Annotated in this window: 11 protein-coding genes; 6 read left to right on the plus strand and 5 right to left on the minus strand. The window is 53.5% G+C overall.

Going from position 1 to position 19,306, the window contains the following annotated elements; all coding sequences use genetic code 11:
- Positions 1-241: 241 nt before the first annotated feature.
- The 3 genes from A7K91_RS24615 to A7K91_RS24625 form a co-directional block, all read right to left on the minus strand.
- A complete protein-coding gene (locus tag A7K91_RS24615) occupies positions 242-8,758 on the minus strand; it encodes a glycoside hydrolase family 94 protein (RefSeq protein ID WP_068687137.1) in 8,517 nt (2,838 codons plus the stop codon).
- A gap of 194 nt (positions 8,759-8,952) precedes the next feature.
- Positions 8,953-9,681 carry a LytR/AlgR family response regulator transcription factor gene (locus A7K91_RS24620; protein ID WP_068687138.1) on the minus strand — a complete coding sequence of 243 codons (729 nt, stop codon included), beginning with the start codon at positions 9,679-9,681 and terminating at the stop codon, positions 8,953-8,955.
- A gap of 64 nt (positions 9,682-9,745) precedes the next feature.
- Positions 9,746-10,474, minus strand: coding sequence for a sensor histidine kinase (locus tag A7K91_RS24625; RefSeq protein WP_068687139.1), 729 nt, complete (start codon positions 10,472-10,474; stop codon positions 9,746-9,748).
- A gap of 134 nt (positions 10,475-10,608) precedes the next feature.
- Here A7K91_RS24625 and A7K91_RS26630 point away from each other — a divergent pair, with 134 nt between their 5' ends.
- Positions 10,609-10,911, plus strand: coding sequence for a hypothetical protein (locus A7K91_RS26630; protein ID WP_156739800.1), 303 nt, complete (start codon positions 10,609-10,611; stop codon positions 10,909-10,911).
- Positions 10,859-11,866: an HD-GYP domain-containing protein gene (locus A7K91_RS24630; RefSeq protein WP_068687140.1), complete on the plus strand. Its 1,008-nt coding sequence runs from the start codon at positions 10,859-10,861 to the stop codon at positions 11,864-11,866. Before A7K91_RS26630 ends, A7K91_RS24630 begins: the two co-directional genes overlap by 53 nt.
- A gap of 188 nt (positions 11,867-12,054) precedes the next feature.
- Here the strand turns inward: A7K91_RS24630 and A7K91_RS24635 are convergent, their stop codons facing one another.
- Positions 12,055-12,522: a V4R domain-containing protein gene (locus A7K91_RS24635; protein WP_068687141.1), complete on the minus strand. Its 468-nt coding sequence runs from the start codon at positions 12,520-12,522 to the stop codon at positions 12,055-12,057.
- Between the two features lie 418 nt (positions 12,523-12,940).
- Between A7K91_RS24635 and A7K91_RS24640 the strand changes: the two genes are divergently transcribed.
- Complete coding sequence (locus A7K91_RS24640) at positions 12,941-13,528, plus strand: hypothetical protein (RefSeq protein WP_068687142.1); 588 nt, start codon at positions 12,941-12,943, stop codon at positions 13,526-13,528.
- A gap of 245 nt (positions 13,529-13,773) precedes the next feature.
- On the opposite strand, the gene A7K91_RS24645 is transcribed toward A7K91_RS24640, so the two are convergent.
- Entirely contained in the window at positions 13,774-15,930 is a 2,157-nt protein-coding gene (locus A7K91_RS24645; protein ID WP_082967732.1) for an ABC transporter transmembrane domain-containing protein, read from the minus strand.
- A 223-nt stretch (positions 15,931-16,153) separates the two neighbouring features.
- Between A7K91_RS24645 and A7K91_RS24650 the strand changes: the two genes are divergently transcribed.
- From A7K91_RS24650 to A7K91_RS24660, 3 genes are read left to right on the plus strand one after another with little or no spacing between them, the layout of a single operon-like run.
- On the plus strand, positions 16,154-17,635 hold the full coding sequence (locus tag A7K91_RS24650; protein WP_068687143.1) for an NAD(P)-binding domain-containing protein: 1,482 nt from the start codon (positions 16,154-16,156) through the stop codon (positions 17,633-17,635).
- A gap of 24 nt (positions 17,636-17,659) precedes the next feature.
- Positions 17,660-17,899: a hypothetical protein gene (locus A7K91_RS24655; RefSeq protein ID WP_068687144.1), complete on the plus strand. Its 240-nt coding sequence runs from the start codon at positions 17,660-17,662 to the stop codon at positions 17,897-17,899.
- Positions 17,900-17,923: 24 nt separating this feature from the next.
- Complete coding sequence (locus tag A7K91_RS24660; protein WP_068687145.1) at positions 17,924-19,282, plus strand: GerAB/ArcD/ProY family transporter; 1,359 nt, start codon at positions 17,924-17,926, stop codon at positions 19,280-19,282.
- Positions 19,283-19,306: the final 24 nt, after the last annotated feature.

Consider the following 19,306-nt stretch of genomic DNA (forward strand, 5'->3'; position numbering starts at 1 on the left):
CATTTTAGTTACAATTAAATGATCTGTCAATAAAAAAATTGCAGCCCTGCTCCTGACCGACGGTCGGAAAAGCGGGGCTGCAGCTTAGGCAGGCATCTGCGTAAGAGGCATTATTCTCTGGCCGCAAATTTATTCTGCCTCTTTATTTGTATTTTTCCCTGAGTCTGGTCTAAAAAGGGGGCTGTCGGCATAGTCTCTCCACCCTTGCTGCTGTTGGCGCTCCATCTGAAGGCGCACGTTGTCAATGCTTTGGCGGCAGCCCGATGTTAATATGGTGCTCCTTGCCGTCATCGGCCAGCGAAATGTAGCTGTCAGGGCCTGCCATAAGAATACTCTCTGCTCCGTCACGGTGAAAGGAGAGGGAGTAGACGGTTTGCCCAAAACGGTAGGTTGCCTTAAAGCCAGGCCACTCGTCGGGAATGCAAGGATTTACGTAAAGCCGGTCTCCGCGGCGTTTTAATCCCAGAATCCATTCAATGCCGCTTTGGTACATCCAGCCGGAGGCGCCGGTATACCAGGTCCAGCCTGCATGGCCGTGATGGGGGTCCGCCGTATAAACATCCGCCGCCATCACATAAGGCTCCCCTACATATTTGCGCACCTCCAGATCAGTCCGCGTATGGTTGACGGGATTCAGCATGCGGAACAGCTCAAAGGCTTTGTCGCCGCGCCCCAGCTTGCTCCAGGCTATGATGCTCCAGATGACCCCGTGCGTATATTGCGCTCCATTCTCGCGGATGCCGGGCGGATAGCCCTGAATGTACCCTGGGCTTGGCTCTGTCCGGTCAAAAGGCGGCGTCAGCAGCCGAATGAGGGATAGCTCCCGGTCAACCAGCTCCCTGTCGAACGATTGCATGGCTTGCAGCGCGCGGTCCCGCGGGGCTGCCCCGGATATGACCGACCAGGACTGGGCGATGGCGTCGATGCGGCATTCCTCGTTGTACACGGAGCCTAGCCAGGTGCCGGCGTCAGTGAAGGCTCTGCGGTACCAATTGCCGTCCCAGGCATGCTCCTGCAGCGCTGCGGAGAGGCTTTGGCGCGACTTCTCGTAGCGCTCGGCAAGCTCATGCTCGCCCCTGACGCGGCACAGCTCGCCAAAACGCTCCAACACCTCGTAAAGGAACCAGCCCAGCCATACGCTTTCGCCTCGTCCCGCCGCTCCGGCAAGGTTCATGCCGTCATTCCAGTCGCCAACGCCTATAAGCGGCAAGCCGTGCTCGCCCATGCGGCTAAGCGCCATTTCGATAGTGCGTTTGCAATGCTCGAACAACGTGCCTTCCTGCTTGGAGACAACCGTTTCCTCATACCGTTCATGCTCTCCTTCACGCAAGGGAGGGCTGGTCAGGAACGGCACGACCTCGTCCAGAATGGCCTCATCACCGGTTTGCTCGATATACCGGGATGCAGAGTAGGGGAGCCATAACAAATCATCTGAAAACAAAGTGCGGATGCCGCGCTCCGTTTCCTGATGCCACCAATGCTGTACATCGCCTTCCTCGTATTGATGGGCGGCATTGAGCAGAATTTGCCGTCTTGTCAGCTCCGGCCTGCTATGCAGCAGTGCCAGCGAATCCTGCAGCTGGTCGCGGAAGCCGTAGGCCCCGCCTGCTTGATAAAAGGCGGAGCGGGCCCACATCCGGCAGGCCAGTGACTGATAGAGCAGCCAGCCTCCCAGCAAAATATTGCTTTCCGCCGACGGCGTATCTACGGTGATTTGCTCCAGCGTTTCCTTCCAGTAGGCTTCGGTATCCCTCCAGGCTTCCTTGCAGACGGAGGCGCTGCTATACGTTTTGGCCAATTGGACGGCCTGTTCGTCAGATTCGGCACAGCCCAGCAAAATCCGGATTTCGAGCTCCTCGCCCGGCTCCAGCGTCAGCTTGCGCTGAATGGCGCCGCAGCTGGCATGGCAAGCGCCGGACCGTTTTTCGAGTCGGCGCCGGCTTAATGCGGCCGGCTGCTCGACGCTGCCGTTTCGTCCGATAAATTCACTCTGATCGCCGGTCCAGGTCAAGTCGTCATCGCTGCTAAAGCCGTGTTGGCCGCCAATCGGATTTTCGCTGCTGTAGCGATTTTCGCTAAGGCCGGCATCCTTGTTTTTAGCCCCGCCATTTGCGACTCCCCGGTAAATCCCGAGAAAAGGGGTTGCCTCGCGGAATGTCTCCTGATAATGATTGCGGGCTGTCATAAGCCCCGCTTCCTCATGCCAGTGTGTAGTGATAAACGGCGCATTGCCTTGACGCTTGACACCGATAACCCATTCCGCGTAATAGGTAACGGATAAGCGTTTCACTTCTGACGTGGTGTTGAGCAAAGTCAGCGTCATGATTTTGACGGGGGCCTTTAGCGGCACAAATGCAGTCAAGGTGTGGGCGACGCCGTTTCGCTCATGCCTGAAGACGCTGTATCCTTGCCCGTGCGTCACACGGTATGGGTGGGCGTTGCGCCCGGAGCCGGGCGTAATCGTCCAGTATTCGCCCGTGTCTTCGTTGCGAAGATAGCCAAGCTCCCCCGGAGGGTCCAGCACGGGGTCGTTGCTCCAAGGCGTCAGCTTGCACTCACGGCTGTTTCTCCAGAACGTATAGCCTGTTCCAAGCTCCGAGATCAGAGTTCCGAAGGATGGATTGGCGAGTACGTTGATCCAGGGAGCGGGCAAGTGCCGATCTCCCTCGATCAGCATCGTATATTCCTTTCCGTCCCGCGAAAAGCCGCCCCACCCGTTATAGAATTGGACCTCGCCTGGGTCCAGCAAAAGCTGGCTGCGGAACAGCGACGCAGCCTTGGAAGCGGAGTGCGCCATCCCGTCCAAAGAAGCGACGGGACGGCTTAAGTCTGCTGCTGCGTTTACTGCTGCTGCGTTTGCTGCTGGGGTAGCAGAAGCAGAGATCGTCTCTCTAGAGGCTGGCGCGGGATTGGCGGGAGCGTAGATGTGTTCGCCGGATGTATGAACGGCGGCATCTCCCTTTATCTCGCTGGCGGAATCCGCCGCCAGCTTGTAGTCCTGCGGCGGCATGTCCGCGGCTTGGCCCTGCCGGCGCGGCGTCCGAAGCTGGCCTGCCAGGCTTGGCCCGCCGGCCCGCAGCATAAGGCGGGATACCGCCTTCAGCAGCGTCACGTCCTCGGCGCTCATCGTGTCGGCGGGCAGCACGTGAATGCCTGCGGCGCCTGCGCCGAACCGGTCGACGCCATGCTCGACGGCGCGAAGCAGCGCCTCCTGCAGATAGCGGTGGTAGCCGCTCTCCGACAGGTTGAGAATAGCGAGATCGAAGGACAAACCGAGACGGCGCAAATATTCATGACCCGTCAGCAGCTTGATAATAAACGGCAAATGGCTGCGGTTGTCGATGGTGACGGCGACAATCGGCCTGTCGCCGGAGATGCCGAACGACCACAGGCCGGGCTGACCCTTGACGTTGCTTGCGATGGCTCCTTTGCGCCATTTGCCAAGCGGCGGCGTATACAGCACCTGGGCGGCAAGGCGCTGAAAGGCATACGCATCGGCAAGCTCCAGCCCAAGGCTGCGCAGCTCGATCCGGCTGCGCGTCCAGGCAAGCTGGAAGGTGCGTTCTGCGGATGACCCCTTGGCCAGGCGGGCCGCGCCGTCCACGGCGTCCTCGCGGGAGGACGCAACGGAGGTTACCGCGTATAGCGACACTTTTTCGCCGGGAGAGAGCTGCACCCGGCGGCGCATGACAAAGGCGGGGTCGGCGACGGAGCCTGTTTTGCCCTTAAGCCGCGAGGCGATGCATTGCGGCGAGCTGAGGCGGAACCCGCGTCCAATAAAGGCCGCGCGGTCCGTCTCGAATTCGGCATTGCCGAGCGTTTGCCCCTCCGCCGTCAGCAGATGGGCGGCCCACAGCTCACGCTCGCCGGCCTCCCGCTTGCGCCTGCTTGCAATCAGACAGCCGCTTGGCTCGTCATAGGCGGTGCGGATAAAAAGCTTGCTGAACGCGGGATGCGCGTCATCCGCTATCGGGTTCGACATAGCCAGCTCGATAAACGTCGTCACCTCAAGCACCTTGGTGTCGGAGCCCTGATTGGTCAGCGTGATCCGTCTGACCTCGGAGTTGCATTCCGGGGAGATGCAAATGTCCATAACGCTCTCCACCTCGTTGCTCACCTGCACGAAGGAGGCTTTGTCCGGCTCGAACGTAATCTTTTGCCCCGGAGACTCCGTTCGGCATGGCTGATAGGACGGCGACCAGAGCTTGCCGGATGAAGGCTCATGAATGTAGACGTAGCTTCCCCAGGAATCTGTTACGGGCTCTTCGCGCCAACGGGAGAGGGACATGCCGTCCCAGCTGCTGAAGCCGCTTCCGCTCGCCGTTATGACCGTGCTGAACACCCCGTTGGACAATACGGCTGTTTCCGGAGTGTCCGTATGAGGGGATAAAAATTCGCGCGGCGGCTCCTCGTTCAGCTTCTGCCCCTCCTGTCTTGGAACAGAGCGGTACATGGCGGGATGCCGGATCATTCTGGAACGGCGCGGCACGCGCTCCTGAAGCAATAGCTCGGCGGAGCGCACCTCCTTGTTGCGATGAAACCGCTCGATCATCGTATGAGGGAGGAGCAGATTGGCCAGCGTCAGCAGGCTCATGCCCTGATGATGGGCCATGAAGCTGTGGACAACGGAATGGCTGCGGCCATCCCGCAATCTTCGCGGCGTAAAGTCAATCGCCTCATAATAGCCGTATTGCCCCCTTGCGCCAAGCTCCTCCATTCCCTTCAAAGCCGTAAGCCCTTCCCGAGGGGCAAAGGGCAGCGCCATAATCGTTGCATACGGAGCCAGCACCAGATCCTGATCCAGTCCGCGCTTAAAGCCGAGGCCCGGAACACCAAAGGCCTGATATTGATAATTCATGGCGTGGTCAAACGCCGAATAGCCGGATTCCGAAATGCCAAACGGCACATTGCGTTCCGCTGCATATTGAATTTGACGGGAAACGACAGCCCGGTAGGTGACGTCCCAGATGCTTCGCTGATAGGTTTTCATCATCAGCCAAGGCATCAAATATTCAAACATCGTTCCCGACCAGGAGAGCAGGACGGGCTGTCCCGCCGCCTTGGTCAACGTTCTGCCCAGCGCATTCCAGTGGGCAACCGAAATCTGGCCCAGCGCAATCGCGACAAAACTGGCTTGCCGGGCCTCGGACGCCAGCAGATCATATAACACATCGTCCCGCATGCGGCGTTCAACATGATACCCCAGCGAAAACAAATTCGTGGAGGTATCATATAGCGGGCGGAAATCGGTAGCTCGAATCAAAGCTTCGATGCGCTCCGCCAAAGCGCTGCCTCTGTTCATGAGAGTCGACTTCCCGCGGGGACCTCCGTTAGCTTTTTTTCCACCCTCAAGACCAAGCTCCGCCGCAAAAGCAACCTCGAACCTGCCGTTTGTCCACCGTTCGCGCGGTTCCTCTCCATGCGAGCGGTCGTCCTCTGTCAAGCCCCGCCAATCGTGGCGCAGCCACTCCAGCAAGCCTTCTCTGACGGCCATCAGCGAAGCAACAAAATTGCCGGAGTCCACGGTAGAAACATAGACCGGATTCAGGGGCGCCAAGCTTTGCGTATCGTACCAGTTGTACAGGTGGCCTTCCCATTTCTCCATGCGCTCGATCGTTGTTACCGTCCGCTCAAGCCGTTCCACCAAGCCATCCGTATCAATGAAACCAAAGTCTCTTGCAGCCAGCGCGCAAGCAGCGTACATGCCGATATTGGTAGGCGACGTGCGGTGCGCGACACCTTTGTCCGGTTCAATCTGCACATTGTCGGGAGGCAGCCAGTTGTCGCCCGCTGTTACGTAATCCTCGTAGAAGCTCCATATGTCGCGGGACAGCTTGTGCAATTCCTCTTTTTCCTGCCCCTCAAAAACGGGACCTGCTGCTTGAGGAGCCTTGTCCAGCCACATAACCGCATACGGTGCTGCGCACCAGAGCAACACCAGTCCAAGCCCCAGGGCTCTGACATAGGGATCGCTGGCCGACAGGGCGCTCCACGCCATAAGGACGCTCAGGGCATACCCTCCGCTCATCCCTGCGAGCGGGGGCAAGCCTTTGCTGGCGCTGGCCTGCTCCACCTCCGCCTGACTGGTCCATTCCAGCAGATGCCGCTTGGAAACCGTAAGCCGGTACAGCGTGCGGACAATGGCGTCAAGCGCCAGCGCGCTTTGATAGGGAAGCGTCGCTAACGTCAAAACGGCATGGGCAAGCGTGCGAAGCAGGCCCATGGGATGATGCAGCAGAGTATAGGGATTCAATAGCTGACGTATAAAAGGCAGCAGCATGGTCAGCAGCACAACCACAGTCCAGCGCAGGCTATGGCCCGGCAGGAGCGGGGCGGCTAGCAGCAGAGCGAGCAGGACGGGCGGCAGCAAGCTGCGCCGCAAATTGTCAACGATATGCCACCTTGTCAAATGAGACAGATAGGTTGCCGCTTTTTCGCCCTTGCCGTTGCGGGCGGCGAGTCCAAGCCAGGGCAAAAGCTGCCAGTCGCCGCGAATCCAGCGGTGCAGCCTTTTCTGATGGGCCAAAAAGGTAGGAGGGTGGTCGTCGATCAGCTCAATATCCGATAGCAAGCCTGCCCGCAGAAAGCCGCCCTCCAGCAAGTCATGGCTGAGCACGCGGTTTTCAGGAAAACGCCTGTCCAGCATATGACGGAATACGCTGAGGTCGAAAATGCCCTTGCCTGTAAAAATACCTTGTCCCATCGCATCCTGATAGGGATCGGATACGGAAAAGGCATAAGGGTCGAGCCCCGCCTCATGTGCGTAGAGAGAGGCCAGCCGGGAACGCTCCGCGCTTTCGTAGGTCATGCCGATGCGCGGCTGAAGCACGCCGTAGCCCTCTATAACCCTGGTGCCGCTTTTGTTCAGGCGCGGCCGGTTGTAGGGCAGATGAATAGCGCCAATCATGCGCTGCGCGCTCTCCAGCGGCAGCCGGGTATCCGCATCCAGCGTAATAATGTAGCGGATATCGCGGAGAGCGGAGCTGCTTCCGGTTGTCGTATCAAAGCTGGTTTCACCGTCGCCGTCCAGAAGCCTTGCAAATTCCTCCAGCTTGCCCCGCTTGCGCTCCCAGCCCATCCACACCCGCTCGGCATCATTCCACTGCCTGCGGCGGTGAAACAGGTGAAAGACGTCGGCATGCTCGCGGTTCAGACGTTCCATTTCTGTTTTTGCCAGCTTCAGAATTTCGCTGTCCTCCGGCGCTGATTCCTGCGGGGCATCCCGAAAGTCGCTAAGCACGGCAAAGCGGATATGGGGATCGCGATTGCCGAGATAATGCTGCTCCAGTCGATCCATCGTAGCCAACACATGCTCGGGCCGGCTCCAGATAACGGGAATAACAACCATCGTTGCCGCTTCGGGCGGAACGCCTTTGGAAAAATCATAACGCAGAAGGCGAATAGGCTTGGCCAGCTGTTCGATCAGCCAGTGAACGGCGGCAACCCCCCACTCGCTTGCGGGGAGCAGAAGCAGCAGCGCCGAAGCCCACAGCAGCGGAGCGCTTGAAGCAGCCGTACCGATAAATAGAGCAAAGCACGCCATGGCGGCCGCCGTGGCGATAACAAGAAGCTGCATATACAGAGCCGAGGCCCTGCCCCTTAGGCCGGCTTCAGGCAGGCTGCGGGTTTTGCCGCATTGCTTCAGCGCCGCTCGAAGCAAGGTCATGCCGCGAGGGTCCAGCAAATAATAGGCCGCGTACCCGCTTCTGGGAGGCAAAGCGGAGCTGTTTTCCTTTTCCTCCGCTTCGTTTTTCCTCAGGGAGGAATCGGCCAATTCTACGGCCTTGGAAGCAACCAGATTTTCCGGCACGCTCATCGCAGCTGCCAGCTTTTCGACGCGGCAGCGCAGCGTGTGCCGGCTGGCGCTGTCCAGCTTGGGATAATCTCCTGCCGCTTCTGTTCGCAGCGTATGCTCGATCATGCTGATTTCTTCGAACAGCCCGCTCCATAACCAGCGGGAAAGCTTGCGCAAGCTGCCGATGGCATTGCCGACACTGGCCTGATATTCCGCCTGCAGCCGATATTCGTATGACAGGATGGAGTCCAAATCCTCGGTTGCGTTATCCAGCTTGCAGACCAGCCATTCGCCAACATGGGCGGAATCCTCCGCATGCTCGCGCAAATGCCTAACCAGGTGGACAATCATGGCGCCTGACAGCGGCAGCTCGATATGTGCTTCATCCAACGCCGCCTTCAAGCGCTCCGGCGACAGCTCAGAGCCCGGAATGCCGGCCAGCATATGTTCAACCTTGCGGTCAATATCCCTTCGTTCCTTAAGAGGCTTAATGAGCATGGTCAAGCGGCTCATTAGCTCCATTTTCAGAAAAAGAGGGAGAAGCCACGTTTCCGCGGAGGTTAAAACGGCAATTTCCTGATAATAGCGGACATATGCGGCAAAGCTTTCTTCGGTCAGCTCTCCGTCACAATAGTCCAGATAATCCCGGCATATGGCTGAAATGCGGGGCTCTGCCCCCTTGTTGACGGCAGGCAGCCGTGTTGTCTGAAACTGCTCAAGCTCAAGGTCGATGCCGGCCAGCTCCGATTCCACAAATTCGGCATGATCCAGCAGCCATTCTTCGGCGGGCTGCTGATACAAGCCGCGCTGCTCCTGCAGCTCCGCGATAAAAAGCCTGAGCTCGGTTATATCGTTCATCATCATGCGCGCCAGCATTTTGGATGAGGTGCGCTTGCTGCGCGGCTCATGCTCCAGCGCAAGCTTATGGACTTGATTTTGCATTTTGTCCTGATCAAAATCCATTCCTGAATCCCCCATGGATCATAATGTAAAAAACCACTACATTACCATTCCACGTTTTGGAGATTTTTATGAAAAAAGATTAAAGCCCCGGATATGCCGCCCTCTGCAGAAGGCGGCGTATTTCCGTTTTTTGTCCGTGTGCTGTCATGCTTGCTGTTCGGGTAACGCAATTGTCGGGAAAAGTGGGGGATGTTTTACAGCAGATTCATGCGCCGGTGCAGCTCATCGAATTTGAGCTTGGAGATGTGGGCGTATTTGGAGGTCAGAGGGAAATGAGCGATGTAGGTTTGATTTGCGGCTGTCACATGGGAAATTTTTTGGATATTAATGATATAAGAGCGATGCGACAGAAAAAAAGTATCCTCCGGCAGCAGCTTAAGCAGCTCGCTAATATTTTGGTTGGCGGTGTAGCTTTTGGAAGCAGTTGTAATCTCACATTTCCCGCTTATTTTTTCGATCATAATGATGTCTTCGGGATTCAAATAATAATGCTGGTTGTTGTCCCGAATATAAATCCTTTGATACAGCTTGACCGGAGGAGTCTGCGCCTGCAGCTTCCTTGCTTTTTTGATCTTCGCCAGAGCGGCGGATAAACGCGGCTTTTCAAATGGCTTCAATATATAATCAACAGCCGCAAGCTCAAAGGCTTGTACCGCATACTGTTCATAGCCTGAAATAAAAACAAACAGCAGATCCGGCTTGACCTTCAGTGATTTGTCTATGACCTCCATCCCGCTCATTTTGGGCATATGGATGTCGAGCAGCACCGCGTCGGGTTGCCTGGACATAATAGAGTTCAGCAATTCCTCGCCATCCCTGCAACGATCAAGGATATAAAAATCAGGATGCTGCCGCACATAAAACCCTAGAATGTCCAAAGAATCCTCATCGTCATCTGCAATGATTACACGGGTTTTCAACATGTTGTCCAGCCTCTCGATTTTTAGAAGTGTCACTTACATGCGGCTATGGAGCTAGGACATAGTCCTAGGATGTTGAGTTCTTCAGAGGAAGAGCAAACCAAAATGTGCTTCCGTTATGTACAGAGCTTTCGACACCGATGGTTCCATTCAGGAATGACGCCAGCTCCCGCACGACAGCAAGTCCGATCCCGGACCCTTTATAGTCATCCTTGGCATCTTCGATTCGATAGAAGGGCTTGAAAATATGCGCCAGCTTTTCCTCCGGTATGCCAATTCCGCTATCCTCTACGGTTACGGTTACAACACGCCGATTTTTCTCGCAAGTGATTGCGATTGAACCGTTGTCTCTATTATATTTGACAGCATTGTCCAATAAATTGAGCAAAATATGGTCAATGGCAACTGCTTTTCCGGCTACAAAGATACTTTCATCAGGGAGGGCGTGATGTATTTTTATGTTTTTTTGCCGGGCAGCGGGTCCTATCAGTTCAATGGCACTCCGTATGGAGGTAACAAGGTCGAACTCTTCCTCTTGCGCCTGCAATCCTTTATTCGGCATGGGAAGCTCCGGAATAGTGAGTTCCTGCCGTGACACGCTGTTGAGCAATTCCTGCAGACTGCGGCCAGCTCGTATAATTGCAGACGCGCGTGCAAGCTGGACCTCCGGCAACTCATGCTGCGGGTCATCCAGCATCATTTGGGCATAGCCCAATATAGAGTTGAGCGGCGTTCGCATTTCATGGCTGATAAAGCTCCAGGTTTGCTTGGTAGGGAGCGAATTTTGCTGTCTCATTATCTATTCCTTAATCTATTGAAGTTGATAACTAAAATATTACCTAAAACAGACACTCATTTGCAAAGTAAAAAGTGGGAAAATATGATAGTTTGTATCGTTCTGAGAGGAGATTGTGAAGCGAGAGAGTTGAAATGATGCTTATTAACGTTGAAAGGAGTGAAAATACAGATTCAAATGATAAGAATGTAAATTGGGGAATTGCTTTCGTCATTCGACAAAAAACGCGCGGCATAGTAATCTTTATGGTGCAAAAGTCTTATATCGTTAGTTCTGGAGATGCTTCGTTTTTGCCATTGATGGCATATCTTCTGGAAAACCTCAAGCTGTGCGGCAGGCGGCATTCCCTGCGGCCCGACATGACAGCAGAAAGCAGGGGCGGTTATGAAGGATGCGCGATTTCGCCAGGTTTCATTAGTTGGGAAAAGAGTGAATAAAACGATATTTAATCGTTATGATGTTATGCTGATTCCCGCTTTTTCGATTTTGAGCAAACGGGATATTGATCTGCTCTGCCGGCAATCCATCCAATTGTCTGCTTGCGATGTTGAAGACGCTAAAGTTCGAGCCTTGGTGGGCGAGGCTGTGCAGGAAATAAAAGAGGTGTTCGGCGCGGCCCGTCAGAGTGGAGGGCTGCGGCTAACAACCATTCGGGACAAGCTGGTTCCGTTGATCGGAGAGCTTAGCCACTGTGCAAAACTGGGGCAGGCATTGGTTTATCTGGAGCAAAATGACGACTATACGTTCCGTCACAGCGTAGGCGTAGCGTTGTTCAGCAGACTGATCGGCCAAAACCAGGGTATGCCTGGAAAGGATTTGGATGAACTGACTACAGCTGCTTTTTTGCATGATATCGGCAAAATTCGAATCCCCGACAGCATTCTTAACAAAACAGGAGCCTTGAGCAATGAGGAGTTTGCCTGCATTAAAAGGCATCCGGAATACGGTTATGAAATCGTAAAGGAATGTTCCGGCATAACGGATAGACAGGCGCTCGCCGTGCTGCAGCATCATGAGCGGATGGATGGCAGCGGTTATCCTCACGGGCTTAGGGGCGGCGATATTCACCCTTTTGGCAAAATTGTCGCTATCGCGGATGTATTTCATGCGATGATCTCCAAACGCCCTTATAAAAACGCAGTCCCCTTTTATCAGGTGCTTCAGGAAATGAACAGCGATGCTTACGGCAAGCTCGACCCCGGGTTATCCATTGCTTTTATTGACCGGTTAATGCAAACGTTGATTGGCAACAAGGTCAGCTTGTCCAATGGCGGGGAGGCCAGAATTGTTTTCATCAAACGGGAGGACCCTGTACGCCCTCTTGTGGAGAGCGGCGGCTCCTATATGGATCTTTCCACAATCCGCGATTTAAACATGGTAAGCATTCTATAAGCGCGTGCTGCGTAATGGAAAGTGGGCATGGTGAATAACCCCTATAAGTCACAGAAGCAGGGGGAAGTAAACAGGAACGTCTCCTGCTTCTGCGCCTTGCGTGGAACACAAGACATCTCCAGATTCTGCGCCTTGCGTGGAGCAAAAAACAGGCAATGGTGGCTCCTTGCCGGGTTTGCGTTCGTCCGCTAGAGGCGTATTTCATATTCGCAGCAGTCATCTCCGTTTACATTGCACTTTATTTCACGTACAGTGACGCGTTTCTTGTACAGCTTGCTCAAAGCGCCCTCCATTATTGCGCCTTCCAGGTCGCATACCAGATTGCCGTTTATTTCAGGCAATCCCTCGCAGAAGCAATCTTTTACGGCGATATGTATTTTGTTTCCGTCATTGCTTACCACCTCAGGGTCACCGATCTTCAGTTCTCTGAACAAATCCAGCAATTCCTCTGCCGAGCTGATAGGCAGGCTTTCGCCAATTTTCCGCCCCAGCGTCATGGTTGTTGCCCGGCCCTTCATTGGCAGACCTTGATACATGCCGATTAAACGGATTGCCCGATATAGCTCGATCGGCACAGAGTTGCCCAGCTTGCTGCGGGATATTTTTTTCATATCCTCAAACGTAAAGGTTTCCGTCACTGCTTGGTTGGTTTTCATTCTGCCACCGCCTTCATTGTTTATTAGCTTGCAGTCCCATCTAGGGCGTGTCAGAAGCGGGTTTTCAGACACGCCCTATTGGGAACTTCATTATATACAAGCTGGAAAAGGCTGTTATGATTTACATCACAATAAACGCTATAAACACATAACACATGAGCTCTTTAAACGCATAAGACATAACACAAACACATAACACAAACACATAACACACAAGCCCTATAAACGAATAAACTCATAACACATAGACCCTATAAACGCATAAGCAATATCAACGCTATAATCGTTGGCGTCCAGGTTTTATGGTAAGCTTACATAATAACGAGATAATAAGATAATGAGCTTTAAGAGATGCCATAAATAATAAACTGCAATTTATACATATGCCTAACCAACCTGAAGGAGGCCGCAAAAACCAATGGATAAAAAACTGAAGGATATCGCAGCCCGGCTGCTGCTGCGGGAGGAGCCGCCCCGCTTATCGCCGCTTCATGTATGGGATGATGCGCTTGAGTCTGAAATACGTGAGCTTAATTGGGGAGCAAGAGGAGAGGAAACAGTTATCAAGGCTCTGATGGCGGGACTTTATCTGCTGAATGACAGCCTGGATGCCTCCTATTCCTTTGCACAGCAAATTGAGTTTGATGCGACAGGAGCCTATTGGCATGGCTTGATGCATCGGATGGAGAAGGATTTTAGAAACAGTAAATATTGGTTTATGCAGGCTGGACGCCATCCCGTCAAGGAAAAGGTGAAAAGCGGCGTTTCGTTGTGGCTAAAGGAGAATAGCAGCTTTGGGGCTGAAACCCGTGGAGAAGGCGTTACTCTCTTGCTTGAATACCGGGATGATATCGCATGGACGCCTTCGTCTTTTGTGGATTTAATTACATCGCAGCAAAAAAAGGGGGCAAACAACGCCGTTGTTTCCATCGTCGAGCATTTACAGCATCTTGAATTAAAGGAGCTTTTCAAGCACACGCTGGGCGCCGCCGGCTTTGGCGTATAGTAGCTTCACGCATACGGACATCAATGACCTTTAGAAGCACATTTCTACGGAAATCCAGCTTCTAAAGGACATTGGCGTCCGTCACAGCACATTTCACACCCTGAACAAGCCGCTTTTGACTGCTAAAGGACACGGGTGACCGTAAACGGTGGCTGACCAAGCTTTTTTACCCGCTGACGGTCACAAATGACCATTAGGTTTTTCAGACGCAGGCGTTCATCAAGCGTTAAGGCTTGCCTCAAGCATCAAGTCCGCTGCTCCAGCGATTGCTCCAGCATGGTGCGGATTTGAGGCTGGCTGGAAATCAGGCTGGCAAAGGCTTCTCGTTTGATGGACAGGAGCACGGACGGTGCTGCCGCCATAACGGTTGCCGTTCGCGGGATGTTGCGAAGCAGCGCAATTTCCCCGAAGTGATCCCCGTCCAGCAATGTGGCCAGTGTAATCCTTTCGCCGTCTGCATCCTTCACTACATCGAATTTGCCCCGGACGATCAAATAGAACTTGTCTCCCTGCTGGCCTTCCCGCACAACAACCTCGCCTTCATTAAACGTTTCCGTTGTGAAGGAACGGGCGATATCCTCCAACAACTCCAGCTCCATGCCAGCAAAAAAGCCAAGCTCCGCCAAACGGGCTGCGTCAACAGAAGCGGAGCTGCCGTCCGGCGAAAGATGCAGGCCATGCTGCTTGTCCCATAGACGTTTGTACAGACCTCCAAGAAGCAGCAGCTCCTGATGAGTGCCGGATTCGGCAACGGCTCCATTATGGAATACATGGATGCAATCGGCATGCTGGACGGAGTCCAGACGGTGAGTAACGGAAACCAGAGTTTGGTTTCCCCTCAGCCGCAGGAGCAAGGCATTAATCTCCGCTTCCGTTGCCGGATCAAGTGCAGCTGTAATTTCGTCAAGCAGCAGCAGCTGAGGCTTTTGCAGCAGCGCCCTGGCAAGAGAGAGCCTTTGTCTTTCGCCTCCCGACAACGTTCCGCCTTCATGATGAATAACGGTATCGTACCCATCCGGCCAGCTTGTAATCGTATCGTGGATTTGGGCCTGCTTCGCTGCTTCAATCATCTCTTCATCCGAAATGGCAGCTGCGGGATCCGGAGCGAGATTGTCCCGAATCGTTGTATTGAACAGGAAGGTTTCCTGCGTAACCAATGCGGCATATTTTCGTAAGGAGGTCTCCGTCATTTCCCTGAGATCAAGCCGGTCAAAGGTAATGGACCCTTGCTGAGGATCGTAAAAGCGGGCAAGCAGCTGCAAGGCGGTGCTTTTCCCTGAGCCGCTTGTGCCTACAAAAGCCGTGTAGCTTCCATTCCGGATTTCCAGATGGATGGAGCTCAGCTGGTTCTTTTGTCCGGTGTAGCCGAAGGTCACGTCGTTGAAGGCTATTCGGGAGATTGGCGCGGCAAGCTCCTTGGCGTTTTCGGTATCTGAAATAGTGGGCTTCTCTTCCAAAATTTCCGATATTCGCTTGAAGCTGATGTCAGATTCAATCAAGGCGGGCAGCAAATAAGTCAAATTGGCCCCGGATTGTCCCACGCTCATAAAGAGAGTCAAAAAGGCAATAAACTCTCCGATGCTCATCTGATCCTGAAAAATCAAATACCCTCCGAACCCGATCATCGTGCCGTTCAGCACAAGCAGCCCCGTCATTGGAATACGCTCCATCAGAGAGTTTGTCATATGCAGCCTGAAGCCTGTATGAAACAGCTCCTGAATTCGCTTGCGGCCCTGCAGCAGGATTCTTTCCCGAAGATTCAGGCTTTTGATTGCTTTGTGGCCTTTAATCAGCTCGTCCACCGTATTTGAAAAATTCGCTTGAGCTTCCTTGTGGGCTATATTAGCCGACTCCGCTTTATTTTGCATGAATCGTGGTCCGGCGATCATAAAGATGGAGCCAGCCATAACTGCTAATGTTAGCTTCCATTCCAGCAGAAGCAGCATGGATAATCCCATCATTACGCTTAACGCTTCTCGTAGGAAGTAGGGGCTGGTAACCCTTATAACTCCGTCAATGGAGGACATGTCCGAGGAAAAGCGAGTGATGAGATCGCCTATTTTATAGCTTTGGAAAAAGGGGAGGGATTGCTTCTGCACGTGGGCAAATAGCTCTGTTCTCAAATCCCGCACCGATTTTCCGGCAAGTTTGCCCAATGCATAATCGCCAAGGACGTTTGCAAGCACGCTGAGCAGTCCCCCGGCTAGCAGCAGCCCGAGAATGAGCAGAAACATTTCCGCGTTTTTTGGAGTGAAGGCTTTGTCCACCAGGAAGCTCAAGCTATAAGGCGCCGCAATTCCGTATGCAACCTCGAATAAAAGAGCAAGCAAAAACAACGCGGCGAGTAGTCTGTATTTCCAAAACCGGCTGGCAACGGCGCGTAAGAGGTTCAGATAAAACACATCCTTCCAAATAAATTAAGAGTAACCCACAATGGTTTGGCTGTAAATCAGATATTGGCGGCGTCAATGCTGTCTAATTTGCACATGGGCTACCAAATGCGTTGGTTGGATTGAACAGAATATGGCTTCGCCCTTTTAAAACGGGACTGCGCGAGATAAGATGAAAGAAACATGTCATTAAAGCTGACGCGGGTAATGGGGCGTGAAGCGAGGGGGCGGGCTAATGGGCGGTGCGGAGCATAATGGGCTGGAGGCGCTTGAAGGTGCAGTAAAGCGGGATTTGGCCTATTTGGCGTATAAGGGCGTGGATTGGGTTTTACCTCGAAGGCATGAGGAGGGCCATGTTTATGACGTTGTTATAGTTGGCGGCGGTCAAAGCGGATTGGGTTTGGCTTTTGGGCTGCTGCGGGAGCGGGTCGGCAATATTTTGGTCATCGACGAAAATAAAGCCGGCATGGAAGGGCCGTGGGAGAGCTACGCCCGAATGATCACGCTCCGTACGCCAAAGCATTTGAACTCCATTGATCTTGGCGTTCCATCCTTAACCTTCCGGGCTTGGCGGGAGGCTTGCAAGGGCAAGGATGCTTGGGAGCAGCTGGACAAAATACCGCGCGGTGAATGGATGGACTATTTGCGCTGGTACAGAAGGATGCTGGAGCTGCCTGTATCCAACGAAACCAGACTAACGCTGATTGAGCCGCTTGGGGGAGGCATTTATCGCTTGCATATGGAAGGAGCCGGCGCTCCCGCAAACGCCATATTGTCGCGAAAGGTTGTTTTGGCGACAGGCATTCAAGGCGGAGGCGAGTGGCATGTGCCGGAGGTGGTTTCCAGGCATATGCCACGCCATCTGTATGCCCATTCCTCGGAGCCCATTGATTTTGAAGGACTGAAGGGCAAACGTATCGCTGTTTTGGGCGGAGGAGCATCCGCTTTTGATAATGCTAACGCTGCGTTGGCCTCCGGGGCATCGGAGGTTCATGTTTTTGTAAGGAGGGAGCAGCTCCCGCGCGTCAATCCCATCCGTCAAATGGAGGGCTCCGGCCTGATTGAGCGGTTCCGAGTCTTAAATGATGCCGATAAATATGCGGTAATGGCTCATTTCTTCAAGTATAATCAACCGCCAACTAACGATACCTTCCAGCGCGCCTCATCCTGGCCCGGCTTCAGGCTGCATCTGGGTTCGCCATGGCTCAAGACTGAATTAAGAGCGGAGGAAAAAGGAACGGATACCGTAAATGTCGTGACGCCAAAGGGAAGCTTTACCTTTGATTTCCTTATTATAAGCACGGGGCTGGTCTCCGATCCAACGCTCCGGCCGGAGCTGCGGCTGGTGAATGACGATATCGCAAGATGGCGGGACCGGTATACGCCTCCTGCTGAAATAGCCAATCCACTTCTGGATGGACATCCGTACCTGACTCCGGGATTTGGCTTCATCGGGCGAGACGAAGAGGGGCAAGCGCGTTTGCACGGCTTATTCGCCTTCAATTATTCGGTCATGGTCAGCTGCGGCCTGTCCGCCTCTGCTATATCCGGTCTGAGGTTTGCGATTCCGCGTCTGGCTTCCTCTATTGCCGACCAGTTGTTCCATGATGACCGCCAGTCCATCTTGAAAGCATTCTACAATTATGCGGAGGAGGAGTTTGCAGGCAGCTGGGATCGTATAGCGCCAGCGCCGGGAGGAAATACTCAAACTGTGTAAATATTTCCACAGGAGGGTTTATAAGTGCCATGGGAAAGAATGCTTGTCCTGGCCTTCGCATTAGGCGGCGTTTGGTTGTACGATGGGATGACGCTGCGTCGTAAAATGTCCAAACGGGAAAAATATGTGTATGGCGCAATTATGGTGTTGTCCTTGTATATGGGAATCGATTATGCGGTAAATGCGGATTGGCCCGATCTGTTTGACATTGTGGGGCTGCTGAAGCCGGCTAGCGACGCAATAGACAAAATACTGCGTGGATAAAGGCTTCTGTACAGGAAGGAGGAGATGGATATTCGCAAACAAACGATAAGTTCTTTTCAAATGAGCGTTCTGTTTTTTGTGTTTATGACCGGCTCCTCCATTATTTTTGTACCCGGCCCGTTAATAGAACGGGCCGGAAATTCGGCCTGGGTATCGCTGTTGCTATCGGGGGGAACCGGTTTTGCCATATTGGGCATGCTTTTATTTCTGAATCGGCGCTTCCCGTCAATGACTTATATAGATATTAGCCGGAAAATGCTAGGCAGCACGATTACCTTGCTATTCGGCTTGTTGACGATGACGTATCTTTTCCATATGCAAGCGGCCATTGTGGTTGGCGTCGGCCAGTTTATGATCAGCTCCATGCTCCGTGAAACTCCCATGTATGTCTTTACCTTTCTCATTTTTTTGATCTCGTCTTTAACGGCCCGCGCAGGAATTGAGGTCATGGCCCGGATGTTTATGCTGATTATGGTGATAACTGCGGTATCGGTCATGATTGTACTGACGCTGGCTCTGCCGGATTATCATCCCTCCATGCTTTTGCCGATTATGCCAAAAGGGATAGTACCGGTTTTTTATGGAGCTTATTATACCTTTGGTTTTCCTTTTGTTGAAATCTTCCTGTTTGGCATGCTGCTGCCTTTTACGGCCAGAAAAAAAAGACGGCTTTTGCCCAAACACATGTTGATTTCTCTTGGCGTCAGCACTTTTCTGCTATGTACAGTTACGCTTTGCTCCATTATGGTGTTTGGCGCTTACGCTGCGGAAAATCCTTACCTGCTGTTCTCTATAGCCAGGCTTGTGGAGTTCCAGGAAATTATCCAGCGAATCGAATCCATCATCGGCATGGCGTTAATTCTGGGCTCCTATATGAAAACAACCATTACTCTGTTTGTGCTTAGTTTATTTATGGCGCGGCTGTTCAGGATAAAGGATTCCAGCGTATTGGTTATGCCGGTTGCGTTAAGCGGTTTTTTGCTGGGGCTAGTATCATACGATAGCGCCACCCAGTGGTTTGGCATTATTACGACTGTTCATCCGCTCTGGACAGCGCTTGTTCTATTTTGTCCGCTGCTTGTCGTGACCTTGACTGCTGCAATCCGCCAGCCCTCCATTCAAGGGACAGGCCCCGATACGGAGCCTGCTCAGCAAGGCGTAGCCATTGAAAACGCTGACGGTTGCACAGGTCAAAGCCCGGATGCTGGCGACGAAAGCCCGGGTGATCCCGAAAGCACAGGCCAAAGCCCGGATGCTGACGACGAAAGCATGGGTAATGCCGGCAGCGCAAGCGAAATAAACGGCGTCACCGGGAAAAAGGGGAGCCGCGAACAAGGAAGCGCCGCAGGCGGGCCAAAGCATAGCGGCTCTAGCGCTAGCTAAGGCAATGGCTGAGGATGACTTGCG

The sequence above is a fragment of the Paenibacillus oryzae genome (assembly GCF_001675045.1).
Classification (GTDB): domain Bacteria; phylum Bacillota; class Bacilli; order Paenibacillales; family Paenibacillaceae; genus Pristimantibacillus; species Pristimantibacillus oryzae.